Origin of the sequence: Flavobacterium sp. ALD4 (assembly GCF_002836475.1) — a bacterium.
Classification (GTDB): Bacteria; Bacteroidota; Bacteroidia; order Flavobacteriales; family Flavobacteriaceae; genus Flavobacterium.
This window is the reverse complement of record NZ_PJBJ01000028.1, coordinates 51363-66767: the sequence shown is the minus strand read 5'-3', so window position 1 is coordinate 66767 and position 15405 is coordinate 51363. Positions and strand designations below refer to the sequence as shown.

Genomic DNA, 15405 nt, shown 5'->3' with positions numbered 1-15405 from the left:
ATAAAAGAATATGAAAAAAATATTTTTAATACTAGCAGTCACAGCGGTTACACTTACATCCTGTAGTGACTATTTAGCAGACAACACTAATATAAATAGTCCTCTGGAATCATCTCTTCCTCCAAGACTTATTTTACCTGGTGCTCAAGCACAAGCATTCCGAACACAAGCTATTAACATGAATCGTTTGGGTAGTGTTATGACAAATGCATGGGGTGGAAATATCTACCAGTTTACAAATCCATTGCAGCTTGAATATTCTTATAATTTTGATAATAATACTTATGCAGCAGTATGGGACGGACTTTACAGAAGTGTAAACAACTTTCAAAAGATAATCGAAACACCTTTAGAAAATCAAGGTAACTACATAGCTGTAGCTAAAATAATGAAAGCTCATTATATGCAGTATATAGTTGATTTGTATGGTGATTCACCTTACTTTGAAGCTTTTAAGGGACAACAAAATCTGACACCAGTTTATACAGATGATGCCGTAATATATAAAGAGTTAATCAAAGAACTAGAAGAGGCTCGTGCTCTTATTCAAAATCCATCAGCAACGGCACAAGGTGTAGCGAACGATGTCGTGTTTAGTGGAGACATGAGTAAATGGCTTAAACTTGCTAACACAATCGAACTTCGAATTCTTTTGAGACAAAGCGAACTTAAAGATGCAGCAACAGTAACTTATTTAAATAGTAAATATGCACAGTTACAATCTTTAAATAATTTCGTAGATGCTGATGTATTAATTAATCCCGGATACTCGTCCAGCAATGATGCCAAACAAAATCCGTTTTTTGGTTCATTTGTACGAGATGTAGCAGGATCGACAACTAATACAAACTATACTTTTTTTACATCTTCAAAACACTTTGCTGATGTACTAAACGGGGAAGTTGGAGGACCAACAGCTGGAGTTGTTGACCCAAGAAGATCTAGAATATGGACCACCGTAGGCGGAAAAATAGTAGGTACGGATCAAGGGCAAAAACCAGTACCCGGTCAAAATAACTCCACAAATCCTACATCTAAATTTGGTGCAGGTATCACAGGCTACGTAGGAGCTAACAGAGCGGCCCAAGTTGCGGCTGGATCATCTAAGGCTGGCGCATTAATGTTGCTCTCTGAAAGTAAATTTCTTCAAGCAGAAGCGGTTCAAAGAGGTTTTTTAACCACTGGAGTTGCTCAAGCTCTATTTAACGAGGGTATTCAAGCTTCTTTTACTTACTTAGGGGCTACGATTGGAACTTACGCAGTACAGATCGAAGCTGTTCCAGGATTTGGATGGGCTGCATCGACCAATAAAATTCAAGCAATTCTAACACAAAAATGGATTGCATTAAGTGGTATTCATGGTGTTGAAAATTACATTAACTATACCAGAACTGGCTTCCCAGTTATACCTAAATCTATAAATGGCTTCAACTTACAAGCTTCAAGACCAAAAAGACTTATATACCCGCTATCAGAGTACAATGCTAACTCAGGTAATGTGCCTATTTTGACATCGGCTCAAGTTACAACACAAGGCCCATTCTGGTATGTTCCTTAATTTAAAATTATGTGTTAATAAAACACTGTCCGAAAACTTATTTTCGGGCAGTTTTTTTTTGTTTTAAACTCACTATCTATATTGTCCAATTTAATAGTGCTGGCGGTTAATTAGTTATCGACTCTCCTAGGAACCTTTACTTTTTTAATAACAGTGCCACTATGCAAATAGATTAGCAAGTACAAATAGTCGGAAAATCTGACATTTTGCTATTACACGTACGAAGTGAAACGATAAGTTATCATTAAAATATGCTAAAGCAAGTACTGTTAAGCCTATATTCAAACAATATCCAATCTTAACGAAACTATTAAAAGCATCTACAGAGAAATACATTCCGTATTGATGATATTAGGTCACATCACCGAATTAAATATTGCGCAAACTGACATTAAACGCGAAAACAAGATTATTAGTCGAGCGTTTAACGGGAAAACACAACCTATAAATTGAAAGACAAATATATTTTTTAAATAGGAAATAGATAAAATCCTAACGACTCAGAATAGAGAAGTTGCTAAAACTTAATAAAGACCAACAGCATCCAAATTATAAAAGGAGATGCTAACTGTTATTCTAAGAATGACACCGATGCTACTTTTGTGAGTATCACAAAAGAGGTTATGATCAACGGCCAACAACAACCGTCATGCAATATTCAAATTCCCATCGAAAATCACACGACTTCACAATCTTAGAAACTAATTTAGCTACACTTGAAACGTATTCAGAAAAAAACAGTAAAAAAGAGGTCCCGCAGATGCTGATTATCGAAATCATCAAAACTATCACTTATTATACAATTAGTAAGTTGAATTTTTTCGCTCTACCTGATAGCTATAGAATTAGAAAGACTGTCAAGAGTCTAACGACTCTCTATAATACTGAAAAAAATTACCACAGAGCTAGACTTTTAAGTTCCTTCAATGGAACAAAACATACTGGTATTTTATGCTCAAAAGCCTAATACAACAGCAGTTTATTTTCAGCATCAATATGCTTATCAACCTATTACCAGCAAGAAAAGTTGAATCCAATTACAACCCATAGAAGTATGGAGAAATAGTAAAGGAAACAAATAACGAAAGATATATCAAATCAGAGTCCATTTTAAAAATAGTAAGCAAAACAAAAGTCTTAAACGTTTTCCTTTATACCAGGTTAGGAAAGAAAACAGCAAATTTGACTTAGTTGTTAGTACCATAACTTGTATAAACCGACCAATAAAATCTATTCACAAAATTCTAAATATATTTTCAGCCTAAGAAACGCGGATAACGATATTTTAAAATAAATTACACAATTAATTTTCGAACAATCCCTTTAATAATTATTGAACAAAATTGTACTATAAAAAAAGAGACTGCCCTTTTTGAACAGCCTCTTTTTTTATATCTTTGCGCTATGGAAAAAGAACATCAAATTTTTGGAATTAGAGCTATCATTGAAGCTATCCAAGCAGGAACTACAGTAGACAAAGTTTATATTCAAAAAGAAGCGAGTAGCGAATTGATGAAAGACTTAATGAAAGTGATGAAGCGCGCCAATGTAAACTTCTCCTATGTTCCCGTAGAAAAACTAAATAGATTAACACCTAACAACCATCAAGGCGCCGTAGCAAGCATCTCTCCTATTTCCTTTTTTGATTTAGAGACCTTAATTGATACCGTAGTTGAAAATGGGAAAACACCATTGTTTTTAATCTTAGATCAAATTTCTGACGCACGAAATTTTGGCGCTATCATCAGAACCGCTGAGTGTACCGGAGTAAATGGTATTATAGTTCAAAAAGCAGGTTCAGCACCAGTGAACGGGGATACCGTAAAAACGTCAGCAGGAGCGGTATTTAATATTCCGATTTGTAAAGTAGAGCATATCAAAGACGCCATCTTCCTTTTGCAGGCAAGCGGGATTAAAACTATTGCTGCAACCGAAAAGACAGATACCACTATTTATGACATTTCTTTAAATGAGCCCGTAGCCATTATAATGGGATCAGAAGACCGCGGTGTAAACCCATCCGTTTTGAAGATTGTCGACGAAAAAGCCAAACTACCAATGTTTGGAACCATTGGTTCCCTAAATGTTTCCGTTGCTTGTGGTGCATTTTTATATGAAGCGTTAAGACAAAGAATCTAACATCTAATAGAATCAATCATAAAAAAGCGAATCAAGACTCGGGTCATGATTCGCTTTTTACGTTTACTTTAATTTCATACTCAACAGCCAAATTTGACGTGAAATACGATTGAACTTCTATAGGAATCCCAACCTCCTCTTCTTCAATTACTAAATTGACGAAATTTCCGTCCTCATCAAAACGTTGCATAAACTTATCCTCTGCCGAATTAAAATCAGGCTTTTCCCAATCGTATTTAATTGGCTTTTTATATTCTGGTGTTTTGTACACCAAAGAAAGTACAACTCCAGTAATCAATCCTGCCAAATGCCCTTCCCAGGAAATGGTATCATCCACTTTTGGAAACGCATACCAAAGGATTCCACCATACAGCATTATCACGGCAAGCGATAATGCAACCAAACGATAGTATCGCGTCAATATTCCTTTAATAAAGATAAAGGACACTAAAACATAAATCAGCCCACTGGCCCCTATATGATAGCTTGACCTACCAATCAACCAAGTCAAGATACCCGAAAACAAAATACCATACCCTATAACCGCATATGATTGTTTTGCGTAAAAAAACTGCAAAGCAGCTAACAAAACTAGCAAGGGCATCGAGTTATTATAAAGGTGCTTCAAATCAGAATGGATGAACGGACTTAAAAAAACACCCTGCAAACCGGAAAATGTTCTTGGACAAACCCCATATTTATCAAAATCAAAACCAAATCGAATTTCCATCCAATAGACAAACCAAAGGAACAGTACAAAAAAAAGTGGCATTCCCACGACAGAATTGGTAAATTTAAAATGATTATCCATTTTAGCTTTTTTTATTATTTTATATAAATCAAAAATATATCCAAAAGCAATTTAATGCTATTTTGTCATATAATAACGCTTCAAATCAATAAATGAAATCTGCCCGTTCCTAAAACAGGTAATTTCAAGACTTAGCAAAGTCCCAGTACTTCGCGAGTAACGGCATCCTTTTATTTCTATGCTAGGTAGGAAGCGACCGAAAAAAAGATATTGTGTAGTGCTCGAGTAGCTACAAATAAAAATAGTAATTTTACAAAATGGAAGCACCATTAGCAGAACGAATACGTCCACAAAAATTAGAAGACTACATAAGCCAATCCCACCTTGTGGGACCAAATGGCTCTTTGACACAACAAATAGCAAAAGGAATTATCCCTTCCCTAATCTTATGGGGACCGCCGGGAACGGGCAAAACTACCTTGGCACAAATAATCGCTCAGGAATCAAAACGTCCTTTTTACATTTTAAGCGCTATCAATTCAGGCGTGAAGGACATCAGGGAAGTCATCGAAAAAGCCAAACAAAGTGGAGGTCTATTCACCACCAAGAATCCAATCTTATTCATAGATGAAATTCATCGCTTCAGTAAATCACAGCAGGACTCCTTATTAGCAGCGGTTGAAAAAGGATGGATCACATTAATAGGTGCCACAACGGAAAACCCCAGTTTTGAAGTTATTCCTGCCTTATTATCCCGTTGTCAAGTTTATGTATTAAACGCTTTCACAAAAGACGATTTAGAGTCCTTATTACAACGCGCTTTGAAAACGGATGTTTTTTTAGCCTCCAAAAATATTGAATTAAGGGAAACGGAAGCGCTATTACGACTTTCGGGTGGTGACGGACGAAAGCTATTGAATATATTTGAACTAGTCGTAAACGCCTCTGCTGACAGCGAAATTATCATCACAAATAACCGCGTTTTTGAACTGGTACAGCAAAATACAGTTTTGTATGACAAAAGTGGCGAACAGCATTATGACATCGTTTCGGCATTTATAAAATCGATTCGTGGCAGCGATCCTAACGGAGCTGTTTATTGGCTGGCGAGAATGATTGAAGGCGGAGAAGATGTGAAATTTATAGCCAGACGTATGCTTATTCTATCGAGTGAAGATATTGGAAATGCAAACCCTACTGCTTTTATAATGGCCAACAACACGTTTCAGGCGGTTTCAACCATAGGTTATCCAGAAAGCAGAATTATATTAAGCCAATGTGCCATTTATCTCGCTACCTCTCCTAAAAGTAATGCTTCTTATTTAGCCATTGGCACAGCACAGCAATTAGTGAAGCAAACCGGTGATTTACCTGTTCCTATCCATTTGCGCAATGCGCCTACCAAATTAATGAAAGAATTAGGATATGGTGACGAATATAAATATTCACATGATTTCGCCAACAATTTTGCCGACCAGGAATTTTTGCCCGATGGAGTCAAAAACACCCCGTTCTATGTTCCCGGAAACAATTCCAGAGAAAACACTACCAGAGACTTTTTGAAAAACCGTTGGAAAGGGAAATATGGGTATTAGAGAACTGGTGTAAAATATAAATTAGGCAGAGATACTTAGTATAAACAAAAAAGCAAGCAAAAAATTGCTTGCTCTTTTGTTTAGGACTTAAAATTTAGAACTAAAACTTAACTTCTATTTTTTCAGAGATCAGTTTGTCATTTTGATAATACTCAAAAAACCACTGATTGTCTTTTGAAATTAAAACACCCTGAGTAGATTCTTTTACGGCAATAAGACAGGTAGGACTAGATGTTTTAAATACTTTCATCACTACTTTAGGCAAACTATTCACAAGTTGAAACCCGTTAACTATAGGTTGCGCATAAAGAACACTTGAATCATTCAGGTCTAAAGTCTCCGGTTTAGTTATCCTATTTTTAGTCACTGACACTACGTCTGACACCGCGCTTTTATCAACCGCTATAGAATCTACAGTACTTTTCACCTCTTTTTCCTTGTATTTATAATTCAAGGAATTAACAGAAGCAAAAGCCTCATTTAGCGCATCTGGATATGCCAACTCGTAAGCCTTTTCTTTACTGACCCCTGTTTCTGATTCAAAAATAACCTTGCCGTAACAATCTTTAAGAGTAATATGTACTTTAGTCGTTAGAAATGATTTTTCCTTCACAATGTCATAATACAAAAGGCTACATCTGTCCTTATACTCGTCGGTCACCGACTCATTGTCATAAAAGGCTTCGAAACCTGCATTATTTAAATTATACTTCGATATAGTAGCTAGGCGATACTGATTGTCTGTACTAGTAAATTCGTATTTTATAGGTATGATAACTGCTTTATAATCATCTACGGATTGAGAAAAACCAAAACTTGAAATGAATAATAGTACTGCTAATATTTGCTTTCTCATGGTTATAAATATTTTTTTAATTCTAATAAATGATTGACTTGTTTTATTTTTTGTTCCACTTGAACTTTATCCGTATTAAAAAAAATAGCATCTAATCCCATATCGAGTGCTCCTTGCACATCTGCATCCAAAGAATCCCCAATCATGATGCTGTTTTCCTTATTGGCTTTAGCCAGATCTAATGCGTATTCAAAAATAATAGGGTTTGGCTTTTTAACCCCAGCCATATCTGAATTTGTAATGGTATGAAAATAATCATGCAACTTAGCATTTTTGATTTTCCTTCCTTGTACTTCTGCAAAACCATTAGTAATGATGTGCAACTTATAATTTGCATTTAGATAATCCAAGATCTCAAAAGCACCCTCAAAAAGGAGGTTGTTATCTGGCAATAGTTGGATATACTCCTGAGCAATGATCTCAATTTGCGCATCAGAAACAGAATAATTGATCGCATCAAAAGAATGCTTCAACCTGTTGTAACGCAACTCCTCGTGTGAGATCTTATCGTATTGATACAACTTCCAGCACGCCTGATTTATCGGCACATATTTTTCGATGAATGTTTTGATTTCAATGGCGGGGTGATTTCTTTGAAAGATACCCTCAAAAGTAATCTCTGAATTTTTATCAAAATCCCAAAGCGTATGATCTAAGTCAAAAAAGACATCTTTTATATTTGTAATTTTCATTATAGTTATTTTTAAAATATTCCTTCGTCAACAAAACTAAAATAATTAAACTCAGTGACAATTAAATGATCCAAAACTTTTATTTCTAAGCTGTCTCCGGCAGTTCTTAATTTCTTGGTAATTTGTTTATCGGCATCACTTGGAACCAAAGTTCCTGAAGGATGGTTATGACATAATATCAATCCAGTTGCTCCCATTTCAAGTGCCATCTTGAATACTAACCTTACGTCTACCAATGTTCCTGTTATCCCACCTTTACTCAATTGCGATTTTGAAAGAATCTTATTTGAATTATTCAAATAAACAATCCAAAATTCCTCGTGCGGTAACTCCCCAATTATAGGTTGCATAATCTCAAAAATCATTCTACTGGAACTGATTTTGATCAATTCGACAGCCTCTTCTGACCTTCTTCGCCTCCCTAATTCTAAAGCGGCGATAATGGAAATCGCTTTGGCCTCCCCTATTCCTTTGAAATTCATTAATTGGGAAATAGACAACTTGCCTAAAGCATTTAGATTGTTGTCCACACTCTTCAAAATTCTTTTACTTAAATCTACCGCCGATTCATTTCGACTACCAGAACCAATTAAAATAGCGATTAATTCAGCATCACTCAACGCACCTTTACCCTTGAGCATTAGCTTTTCACGTGGTTTATCGTTTTCGGACCAATTAGTAATAGGAAAAAAAGCGTTTTCAGACATTGGCTTATTCTTTAAATTTGTTTCCGCATGCAAATACTATTTTTTAAACCCACGTAAGGTTCGTAATTATTGACTATTGCGTATCCACATTTCTGATACATCCCAATAGCTTCTATCTGCTTATATAAGGTTTCCAAAACTGAAAACAAAAACCCTGACTCCACTCCCCATTGTTCTAGTTCCTGCAAAATACTTTGGGCAAACCCCTTGCCTCTGGCTTCCGGCAAAACAAACATACGCTTTATTTCAATTGCATCTTTCCCCTTTTTCTTATAACATCCGCAGGCCACAGCCTTGTTATCAAGGTATAAAACCACAACATTAGGGTTGATTTCTAAAATATTATTCCCCCAATAATCAGAGGTCAATTCCGGATACCGCTCCCATAGACTTTGATCCAATGCCACTACCAAATTTATAAAATCCTCATTTTTGCTGGTAGTTTTACTGACTCTTATGTTATCCTCCATTTTTAATACATTGAACTATTACTGAATCAATCCTTTTACCTCATCAAAATTCAACCCGCCATAATTTCCTGAACTCATCAATAGCAATGCTGAGTTTTCAAGATTTAAATTAAACAGATAGTCTTTGAAGTCTTTCGGATTTGTATATATAATCAAGTCTTTTCTATTAAATGCCTGTGCAATCTGATCGTACGTAACTTCTTCTAATTGTTTGATTTTTACCGCATCTGGTGAATAGAAAACAACCGCAACATCAGCGTATGCTAATGCTCCTTCGTATTCTTTTAAAAACTCCGAATTTAGACTGCTGTAGGTATGCAATTCTAAACAAGCCATCAATGTTCTATCTGGATACTGTTCTTTAACTGCCTTTGTAGTTGCTGCCACTTTACTCGGTGAATGGGCAAAATCTTTATATGCTACTGTAGTTCTACTTTCAGCAATTTTTTCCAATCGTTTTGAAGCCCCCTTAAAACTACCAATCGCTTCATAAAAATCGGCTTCATCGACACCCATGTTCTGGCAAATCCATTTGGCCCCAGCCAAATTATTTAGATTATGAGCCCCAAAAACTTCAATAGGCATATCTCCCTCCGGCGTTTCTAATAACGTCGTTCCGTTCTCCACTTTATAATTCGGAGTAGTATAAGCTAATTTACGGGTTGGTTTTGTTGCTCCTTCTGACACACGTTTTACTTCTAAATCCTCTTCATTATAAACTAATATACCACCACGGCTGATTTGATCCACAAAAATTTCAAACTGTTCTACATAGTTCTCATAGGTAGGAAAAACATTAATATGATCCCATGCAATTCCTGATATCAAAGCAATATTAGGTTGGTACAAATGGAATTTTGGTCTTCTATCAATTGGCGAAGACAAATACTCATCTCCTTCTAAAACGATAAAATCATTTTCATCCGTAAGATGAACCATCGTGTCAAAACCTTCTAATTGCGCCCCCACCATATAATCCACCGCTATGTCATTGTAATGCATCACATGCAAAATCATTGAGGTTATTGTAGTTTTTCCATGAGATCCGCCTATAACTACACGTGTTTTATTTTTGGACTGCTCATATAAGAACTCTGGATAGGAATAAATTTTCAACCCTCTTTCCTGTGCTTTTAAAAGTTCCGGATTATCTGCTTTAGCATGCATTCCCAGTATTACTGCATCAATGTCATTTGTGATTTTTTCCGGAAACCAGCCCATTTCTGCAGGCAAAATTCCTTTAGTATCCAGACGTGATTTAGAAGGCTCAAAGATTGCATCGTCACTTCCCGTTACTTTATATCCTTTATTGTGTAATGCTAATGCTAAGTTGTGCATTGCACTCCCTCCTATAGCTATGAAATGTGTTGTCATTTACGTTTATTCAATTATGCGTTTATATATTAATTTAATCCCTGAATTATCACTTAATCGCTTTATTTTTCTTGTTGAATTCGTCCCAAGTTATTTTAGCTTTCTCAGGATCATTCATCTTATTTTTATATAAGTTTGCGAGCTTTTGACAGCTTACTTTAGAATAAGCCACTGAAAATGCTTTTTTATATTGCCTCTCTGCAGCTTCGTACCTTCGATAATATTCATCAATATGTCCTCTTGATAAATAACCGTCTACGCTCGAAATTTTCGATAATTCGTTAGCGTATTTGAGTGCCTTCGTTTCGCTTCCACCAATAATGACGGGAAGTGTGATATATAATTCTATCAAAGCCCATCTAGCATCAATATGCGCCGGATTGAGTTTTATTGCTTTTTCGAATGACTCTCTAATCTCGCCGATCATTCCTAAAGCCTTAAACTTATTAACTTCTAAGGCTTTCATTCCCAAAGCACCTCCATATTTGTAAAAATAATTTGCTTCAGATGGTTTTATTTGCTTCAACTTTTTATAGTAAAACATCGCAGCATCCCATTTCTTACTACTGCCTGCAATATCTCCTAAATATTCGATCGTTTTTAAATTCGACGGACTCGCTTTTAGAAGTGCTTCTAATATAGGCTGCGCCTGTTCATACTTTTTATCGTTGAATAATTTTTCTGCTTCGTCAAAATTGGATTGAGACCAAATCATCATTGGTAGGAATAAAAAGAGATATATAATTTGTTTCATTCTTCAAAAATAAGGAAATTTATAATTGGAATCTTGTATCATTGGGAAAGCTTTGACATTTTAAAACAAAAAATCGACCTCATTTAGTGTTCAGGAAGATTTAAATACTTTCTGAACATGTATTAATCAATCAATATCTTTCATAATTTGTCTTGCAATTGCTTTTTACCAAACAAAAAAATAGACTAGCTCTCATTACCATAAGTATTATTGTACTGATTTTTAGAAAAAACTTACAACAAATAGACTTAAATTCACTTAAAATCAATTCCTCTTATCCTCAAACTGTATAACAAATTATTCCTATTCTTACTTATGATGTCTGTCCCTGTAATAGCCTAACAATTTGACAAAAAACGGGATGCGATGATCACTTTAGAAAAAGAAAGTGAAATTAAATCCACAACTACTTTTGTAGATTAAATATACACCAAAGCCATTTCGAGTAATAATGAGACAGAGATTATAGAATGTTTTTTCTTTAATTCAAACCCTAGAACAAGACACACAAACCAATTTTTAAACAATCTGAAACGCGAAATAAAGACGTTTCTGAGCCATCAAAAGCAATTCTTAATTTTGTTTATGGTAAATGTTTGAATGATTACTATTACGAAAACAGATATAAAATCACCTATAGAGCTTCGACAGACTGCCCTGACGACCATTTCCTATTATGGCTAAAGGACGTAGGATAGCAATTAAATAGAAAACAAAAAACCGTTTCAATTTCTTGAAACGGTTTTTTGTTTATAAGTGTAAAATGCTTAATTAGTCATTCAACATTTTCCATAATTTATCTTTCAATTCTGTCAACCCTTGCTGGGCAACAGACGAGATAAACATATAAGGAATACCCTTGAAGGATACATCTAATTCTTCTTTCAGTTCTGCTTTTAGATCATCGTCCAGCATATCACATTTAGAAATAACAACCATGCGTTCCTTATCCAGCATTTCTGGATTGTATTTTGTTAGTTCGTTTACCAAAATATCATACTCTCCTTTAATATCTGGGGTGTCAACAGGAACAAGAAATAGCAAGGTTGAATTACGCTCAATGTGACGTAAAAAATAATGTCCTAATCCTTTTCCTTCTGCAGCACCTTCTATAATACCAGGAATATCTGCTATTACAAAAGATTGAAAATCTCTGTAGGCTACAATTCCAAGGTTTGGCTTTAAAGTCGTAAACGGGTAATCTGCGATTTTTGGTTTAGCTGATGTCAAAACAGATAAAAGAGTTGATTTTCCAGCATTTGGAAAACCTACTAAGCCTACATCTGCCAAAACTTTTAGCTCCAGAATTGCATCCATCTCCGATCCCGGTAACCCAGGCTGAGCATATCTTGGCGTTTGGTTTGTAGCACTTCTAAAGTGCCAGTTTCCTAAACCTCCTTTACCACCTCTCGAAAGAACTTGTTTTTCTCCGTCTTCCGTAATTTCAAACAAAACCTCTCCAGTTTCTTTGTCTCTTACAACAGTTCCTAATGGGACTTCAATGAACTTATCTTCTCCATCCGCCCCAGTACTTCTGTCACCACTACCATCACCGCCGCTTCCAGCTTTGATATGTCTAGCAAATTTAAGATGAAACAAAGTCCATAGTCCTTTGTTACCTACAAGAAAAACATGTCCACCACGACCTCCATCACCACCATCTGGGCCTCCCTTTTCAATAAATTTCTCTCTATGCAAATGCGTAGATCCTTTTCCTCCTTTTCCGGACGAAACAAATATTTTTACGTAATCTACAAAATTCCCTTCTGTCATAATTCTTTATTTAATTTTGACAGGATCTAAAGTGACCGACAGCCACTGGCTGTCCTCCTTTTAATTTCAAATCTTCTGTCATAACTTTTAGTATTCAGTGGGCAGTATTCTATTTTTTAATGAGCAGCTACTTACTGAATACTAAAAACGAAATACTGAACACTATTATTTTAAGGCTTTCACCATTATCTTATCAATCTTTACACCATCCATATCAATCACTTCCAACTGAAATTTCTTCCATATCAATTTTTCTCCTTGTTTTGGAATATGCGAAAGTTCCGTCATTACTAATCCCCCCACCGTTGTCACGTCGTAATCATTTATTAATTCATCCAAGTCAAAGTAAGTCAGAAAATCATGCAATGAATAATGCCCATCGACCAGCCATGTTCCATCCTCTCTTTTTACCAATTCAAACTCTTCTCTATAAAAATCCGAGACATTACCAACCAAGGCCTCTAGAATATCATTTAAAGTGATCACACCTTGAAATATTCCGTATTCATCTGCTACCATAGCATAATGAACGCCCGTTGTCTTAAACCGCTCCAAGGCTTTGTATGCCGTCGTCTGTTCCATCATATAGGGAGCCTCCGTCATTAAATCTGACAAGTTAAAATCATCATCATCAATATGCGCGAAAATATTTTTCAAATTCACAACCCCAACAATATCATCATAATTCTTACTGTAAACGGGATAAACTGAATGCAATTCATGACGCATAAACTCCTTAACCTCTTGCTTGCTTGAATTTAAAGGAAGGTAAACCACTGATTTTCTATGAGTCATCAACGAATTTATTTTCCTGTCACCTATATAAAAAACACGCTCTACTATGTCTTGTTCAATTTCCTGAACCTCTCCTGTTTCCGTACCCTCTTTTATGATGGCCTTAATTTCCTCTTCCGTAATTTTACCGTCAGAGGAAGGTCTAATCTTTAGAATATCTAATAAAAACTCTGTAGAATTAGTCAATAGCCAAATAAATGGCGCCGTTACAACGGAGACTATTTTCATCGGCATGGCAAAAGCTTTAGCTATCGCTTCCGGATGATTCAAACCAATTCTTTTAGGCAACAACTCTCCTAAAACCAACGAGAAAAAAGTCAATATAACAACAACAATACTCACTGCTATAGAATGTGCATATGGCATCAAGATTGTAAAGCCTACAATAAAGGTCTCCACATCTGTTGTTATCTTGTCCCCACTGTAAATACCGGTAAGTATACCAATAAGCGTAATTCCTATTTGAACCGTCGACAAGAATTTATTTGGTGAATTAGCCAAATTGAGCGCAATTTGAGCGCTTTTATTTCCTTTTTTTGCCGAAGACTCTAACCTGCTTTTTCTAGCCGAAATCAATGCGATTTCAGACATGGAGAAAACCCCATTTAACAAAATCAGAAAAAGTATTATTAATATTTCCATGTATCTTTTTAAAGCCTAAAGTTCAAAGAGCAGTGCTCGTATAGCCCACTTCAAACTTCAAAATCAAGCACTGTTTGTAACTACAAATTATCAATAACCGTACTTAAACGCTCCGTGATTTCTTGAATACTTCCAATTCCATTTACAGCATAAAACTTCCCTTGGTCATTATAATACTGCATTAAAGGAGCTGTTTTCTCATTATACTCCTGATAGCGATTTCTAATTTTACCCTCATCTTGATCATCAATTCTACCACTTGTTTTTCCTCTTTCGAGCAAACGTTGAACCAAAATTTCATCATCAGCCTCCAATGCTATCGTAGCGGTTACCTCAGAATCTATAGATTTCAGAAACTCATCTAAAGCAATGGCTTGTGAAATCGTTCTTGGATACCCATCAAATAAAATACCATTAGTATCTGGATGTTTGTTAACCTCATCAATAAGCATTTTGGTAGTCAATTCGTCAGGCACTAAATCACCCGCATCCATGTAAACTCTCGCTTGTTTTCCCAAATCGGTATCGTTTTTCAAATTAAAACGAAAAACATCACCTGTAGAAATGTGGGTTAATTTATATTTTTCTTTCAAAAATTCTGCTTGAGTACCTTTTCCTGCTCCTGGTTTTCCAAATAAAACAATGTTGATCATAATGTGCGTTATCTAATTACTCTTTTAGTTTATATACTTCTGGTAAATTTCTGCCTAATTCGTCGTAATCAAGACCATAACCAACTATGAACTTATTTGGAATTCTGATTCCGACATAATCTATTTTAATATCTTTTTTATAGGCTTCCGGTTTAAAGAAGAGGGTAGCTATTTTAAAATGTTTTACATTTTGCGCTTTGAATAATTCTTTTAATTCTACCAATGTATTCCCTGTATCAACGATATCTTCGATCACAATAACGGAACGCCCAGTCAAATCCTGATTTAAACCGATTAGCTGTTTTACTTCATTTGTCGAAGCAGTTCCTTCATAGGAAGACATTTTTAAAAAACTGACTTCACAGGGCTTTTTGTAAGCCTTCATAAAATCGGAAACAACCATAAAAGCACCATTTAAAACTCCTACAAAGACAGGAATTTCATCTCCAAAATCAGCTTCTACTTGTGCTGCCATTTTTGTTATTGCAAGCTCTATTTCTTTAGCAGAAATAAACGGAACAAATTGTTTATCGTGAAGTTGAATCATTATTATCCTATTTTAAATAATTTGCAAATATAGGAATTTCTGAGTTGGGAATTCAGATTTAGAACCATAAGAATAGTGTACATCTGAAATAAGATGTTT

At 35.4% G+C, this 15405-nt stretch carries 14 protein-coding genes; 3 read left to right on the top strand and 11 right to left on the bottom strand.

Features of this window, described 5'->3' with window-relative positions:
* Positions 1-10 precede the first annotated feature (10 nt).
* Together CXF59_RS06670 and rlmB are read left to right on the top strand one after the other, a co-directional pair.
* Complete coding sequence (locus CXF59_RS06670) at positions 11-1558, top strand: SusD/RagB family nutrient-binding outer membrane lipoprotein (protein ID WP_101137066.1); 1548 nt, start codon at positions 11-13, stop codon at positions 1556-1558.
* A 1404-nt stretch (positions 1559-2962) separates the two neighbouring features.
* A complete protein-coding gene (gene rlmB, locus CXF59_RS06665) occupies positions 2963-3697 on the top strand; it encodes a 23S rRNA (guanosine(2251)-2'-O)-methyltransferase RlmB (protein ID WP_101137065.1) in 735 nt (244 codons plus the stop codon).
* Positions 3698-3740: 43 nt separating this feature from the next.
* On the opposite strand, the gene CXF59_RS06660 is transcribed toward rlmB, so the two are convergent.
* Entirely contained in the window at positions 3741-4508 is a 768-nt protein-coding gene (locus CXF59_RS06660; protein WP_101137064.1) for a rhomboid family intramembrane serine protease, read from the bottom strand.
* Between the two features lie 257 nt (positions 4509-4765).
* Between CXF59_RS06660 and CXF59_RS06655 the strand changes: the two genes are divergently transcribed.
* Positions 4766-6043, top strand: coding sequence for a replication-associated recombination protein A (locus CXF59_RS06655; protein WP_101137063.1), 1278 nt, complete (start codon positions 4766-4768; stop codon positions 6041-6043).
* Between the two features lie 100 nt (positions 6044-6143).
* Here the strand turns inward: CXF59_RS06655 and CXF59_RS06650 are convergent, their stop codons facing one another.
* The 10 genes from CXF59_RS06650 to hpt form a co-directional block, all read right to left on the bottom strand.
* A complete protein-coding gene (locus CXF59_RS06650; RefSeq protein ID WP_101137062.1) occupies positions 6144-6899 on the bottom strand; it encodes a hypothetical protein in 756 nt (251 codons plus the stop codon).
* A gap of 2 nt (positions 6900-6901) precedes the next feature.
* Entirely contained in the window at positions 6902-7591 is a 690-nt protein-coding gene (locus CXF59_RS06645) for a YjjG family noncanonical pyrimidine nucleotidase (protein WP_101137061.1), read from the bottom strand.
* A gap of 11 nt (positions 7592-7602) precedes the next feature.
* Positions 7603-8298, bottom strand: coding sequence for a DNA repair protein RadC (gene radC / locus CXF59_RS06640; protein WP_101137060.1), 696 nt, complete (start codon positions 8296-8298; stop codon positions 7603-7605).
* An 11-nt stretch (positions 8299-8309) separates the two neighbouring features.
* Positions 8310-8768, bottom strand: coding sequence for a GNAT family N-acetyltransferase (locus tag CXF59_RS06635; RefSeq protein ID WP_101137059.1), 459 nt, complete (start codon positions 8766-8768; stop codon positions 8310-8312).
* 18 nt (positions 8769-8786) lie between these two features.
* Positions 8787-10142 (bottom strand): UDP-N-acetylmuramate--L-alanine ligase, encoded by a 1356-nt coding sequence (murC, locus tag CXF59_RS06630; RefSeq protein WP_101137058.1) that lies wholly within the window; start codon positions 10140-10142, stop codon positions 8787-8789.
* 49 nt (positions 10143-10191) lie between these two features.
* The gene (locus tag CXF59_RS06625) at positions 10192-10896 is read right to left on the bottom strand and encodes a lipopolysaccharide assembly protein LapB (RefSeq protein WP_101137057.1); all 705 of its coding nucleotides are present in this window, start codon (positions 10894-10896) and stop codon (positions 10192-10194) included.
* Between the two features lie 771 nt (positions 10897-11667).
* Positions 11668-12669 (bottom strand): GTPase ObgE, encoded by a 1002-nt coding sequence (obgE, locus tag CXF59_RS06620; protein WP_016988876.1) that lies wholly within the window; start codon positions 12667-12669, stop codon positions 11668-11670.
* Between the two features lie 165 nt (positions 12670-12834).
* Complete coding sequence (locus CXF59_RS06615; protein ID WP_101137056.1) at positions 12835-14106, bottom strand: hemolysin family protein; 1272 nt, start codon at positions 14104-14106, stop codon at positions 12835-12837.
* A gap of 80 nt (positions 14107-14186) precedes the next feature.
* Positions 14187-14759, bottom strand: coding sequence for an adenylate kinase (locus CXF59_RS06610; RefSeq protein WP_101137055.1), 573 nt, complete (start codon positions 14757-14759; stop codon positions 14187-14189).
* Positions 14760-14775: 16 nt separating this feature from the next.
* Positions 14776-15306: a hypoxanthine phosphoribosyltransferase gene (gene hpt, locus CXF59_RS06605; protein WP_101137054.1), complete on the bottom strand. Its 531-nt coding sequence runs from the start codon at positions 15304-15306 to the stop codon at positions 14776-14778.
* Positions 15307-15405: the final 99 nt, after the last annotated feature.

What these genes read in the sequence shown, in the direction of transcription:
- CXF59_RS06635 (WP_101137059.1), bottom strand. Translation starts at nt 8,768, where the DNA reads ATGGAGGATAACATAAGAGTCAGTAAAACTACCAGCAAAAATGAGGAT.
- hpt (WP_101137054.1), bottom strand. Translation starts at nt 15,306, where the DNA reads ATGATTCAACTTCACGATAAACAATTTGTTCCGTTTATTTCTGCTAAA.
- CXF59_RS06670 (WP_101137066.1), top strand. Translation starts at nt 11, where the DNA reads ATGAAAAAAATATTTTTAATACTAGCAGTCACAGCGGTTACACTTACA.
- CXF59_RS06655 (WP_101137063.1), top strand. Translation starts at nt 4,766, where the DNA reads ATGGAAGCACCATTAGCAGAACGAATACGTCCACAAAAATTAGAAGAC.
- obgE (WP_016988876.1), bottom strand. Translation starts at nt 12,669, where the DNA reads ATGACAGAAGGGAATTTTGTAGATTACGTAAAAATATTTGTTTCGTCC.
- CXF59_RS06615 (WP_101137056.1), bottom strand. Translation starts at nt 14,106, where the DNA reads ATGGAAATATTAATAATACTTTTTCTGATTTTGTTAAATGGGGTTTTC.
- murC (WP_101137058.1), bottom strand. Translation starts at nt 10,142, where the DNA reads ATGACAACACATTTCATAGCTATAGGAGGGAGTGCAATGCACAACTTA.
- rlmB (WP_101137065.1), top strand. Translation starts at nt 2,963, where the DNA reads ATGGAAAAAGAACATCAAATTTTTGGAATTAGAGCTATCATTGAAGCT.
- CXF59_RS06650 (WP_101137062.1), bottom strand. Translation starts at nt 6,899, where the DNA reads ATGAGAAAGCAAATATTAGCAGTACTATTATTCATTTCAAGTTTTGGT.
- radC (WP_101137060.1), bottom strand. Translation starts at nt 8,298, where the DNA reads ATGTCTGAAAACGCTTTTTTTCCTATTACTAATTGGTCCGAAAACGAT.
- CXF59_RS06625 (WP_101137057.1), bottom strand. Translation starts at nt 10,896, where the DNA reads ATGAAACAAATTATATATCTCTTTTTATTCCTACCAATGATGATTTGG.
- CXF59_RS06660 (WP_101137064.1), bottom strand. Translation starts at nt 4,508, where the DNA reads ATGGATAATCATTTTAAATTTACCAATTCTGTCGTGGGAATGCCACTT.
- CXF59_RS06645 (WP_101137061.1), bottom strand. Translation starts at nt 7,591, where the DNA reads ATGAAAATTACAAATATAAAAGATGTCTTTTTTGACTTAGATCATACG.
- CXF59_RS06610 (WP_101137055.1), bottom strand. Translation starts at nt 14,759, where the DNA reads ATGATCAACATTGTTTTATTTGGAAAACCAGGAGCAGGAAAAGGTACT.